Source organism: Moorena sp. SIO4E2, from assembly GCF_010671945.1.
Taxonomy (GTDB): domain Bacteria; phylum Cyanobacteriota; class Cyanobacteriia; order Cyanobacteriales; family Coleofasciculaceae; genus Moorena; species Moorena producens.
In genome coordinates, this window is record NZ_JAAHIE010000981.1 from 1 (window position 1) to 2,047 (window position 2,047).

A 2,047-nucleotide genomic window follows, 5' to 3' on the forward strand; every position below is an offset into this window, starting at 1 on the left:
GGGGGAAATATAACATCTTCCGGTACAGTTGTTGCCTTTTCTGTTGGCGTTTCTGTTGCCGTTTTTAATTCTTGAGTCAAAGACATGGCGGCTAGGGTACAATAAGTAGGTAGTACTTATTAGTCTAGATTATCATCATTATATCCAGTCAAGTAATATCTGAACAAAGTTGACAAAATTATCAATATCTGAATCTTAATGATTCAGATAATAAATGATTAATCACTCATGAATAATGAGTAATAAAAATTGATGTCAAAGCTCCAAACCACTTTTTTGCAACTTCTTAAATGGATCCAGAATGAAATCAATAATACGACGCTGCCGGACAATCACCTCGGCTGTTGCAGTCTGACCTGGAGTTAAGGTAATCTTTTTGTTTTGGGCTTCGATATAGGGCTTTTCTAACTCGATTTCCAGTTCAAAACTTTCTAGCTTGCCTTGGTTGGTTTCTGTCATCTTCGAGTCTGGAGAAATCCAACTCAAGTTACCTTTCAATACCCCATAGTTTTGGAAGGGATAGGCATCAAACTTCATCTTCACTGGCATTCCTACCTGTAAAGACCCACTCTCTGTAGTCGCTATTTGGGCTCGGAGTACTAGGGCTGAATTCTCTGGTGCAATCTCTACAATTACCTCTCCCGGTTGGACAACATCCCCAGCGCCTTGGATCGGCAAATGAAAAACTGTGCCAGTAGCAGGAGCCTTGAGTACTCGTTGCTCTAACTGAAATTCCAAGGATTTAATCTGGCTTTTTACCTGGGCAATTTCTGCTTGCAGGGTAGTAATTTCTGTTTCCAGATTCTTCAGCTGTTCCTCAATTTTTAGCATCGCCAGTTTACTCCCTTGCACTAGACTCTGATAGCTACGTTTCTGCTCTTTCAGGCGAAGTTCAGCTTGCTGAATATCAGCCTTAGCTTCATGAATAATCCGCTCGTAGCTGCCTTGCTGCTCTTTGAGGCGGGACTTGGCTTGCAAAATATCGGACTGGGCTTGGACAACGCTTTGGTAGTTTTCTTTTACTAGCTGTTCCGCTTCAATGAAGCGGTCTTGTGAAATGACACCTTCCTCAAACGCTTGTTTGTAGCGTGGGAGTCTTTCCTGGGCAGCTGATAACCGAATTAATGCTAATTTATAAGTTGCTTGGCTCGACTCAATGGATTGCTGAACTTGATTGATTTGGGCCAGTTTTTCCTCTTTTTGTAAATTATGGATATTCTTGAGAGAATCAAGATTATACTTTGCCTGCTCCACTTGAACCTGTTTTTCCAATTCTTGAGCTTGGTTCTGTTGCTGTTGGGTATGCAGCCCCAGCATCAATTGATTCTTGAGTAGTTCTAACTGCGCCAGCCGATTCTGTTGACCTGTCTGTTTTTGAAGCAACTGCTCGAGCTCAGCACGAACTAAATCTGATTCTAACTTCAGTAAAATCTGTCCTGCCTTTACGATCTCCCCCTCTTTGACTTTCAGGGCAGCCACCGTTCCAGAAACTGGTGCATCCAACCTAATGGTTTTCCCCTTAGGCTCAATCCGCCCTCTGGCACTCCCGGTCTCATCTACCTTGGAGAGCATTGACCAAGGTAAGAGGGTACCGGCAAAGATGACTAACAGATAGAGCAATCCCCGAGTCCACGCTCGTGGCAAGGTATTGAGCAAGTCATGGGTGAGTTCAGACCAGTCATCACCGAGAGATGGTGATGAGGCTGATGGTGATGAGGCTGATTGAGTTGGTGGTGGTGTCTGATTAGTGTTTAGCGAGTCCGGTGGATTGGTGACTAAACTATTGCGAGTTATATAGTCATCGTTTGGCTTTTTCGGAAAGCCTGAGTTTGGAAAGCCTGAGTTAGGGTCGTATGGCATAATCCACAATTGGTAATTGCTATAGCATTTTTAAAAAGGGAACAGGGAATAGGGAATAGGGAATAGGGAACAGGGAGTAGGGAGTAGGGAGTAGGGAGTAGGGAGTAGGGAGTAGGGAGTAGGGAGTAGGGAGTAGGGAGTAGGGAGTAGGGAGTAGGGAGTAGGGAGTAGGGAGTAGGGAGTAGGG

Annotated in this window: 1 protein-coding gene; it reads right to left on the reverse strand. The window is 44.3% G+C overall.

Features of this window, described 5'->3' with window-relative positions; translation table 11 throughout:
• Positions 1-255: 255 nt before the first annotated feature.
• Positions 256-1,860, reverse strand: coding sequence for a beta-barrel domain-containing protein (locus F6K37_RS39700; protein WP_287256762.1), 1,605 nt, complete (start codon positions 1,858-1,860; stop codon positions 256-258).
• Positions 1,861-2,047 lie beyond the last annotated feature (187 nt).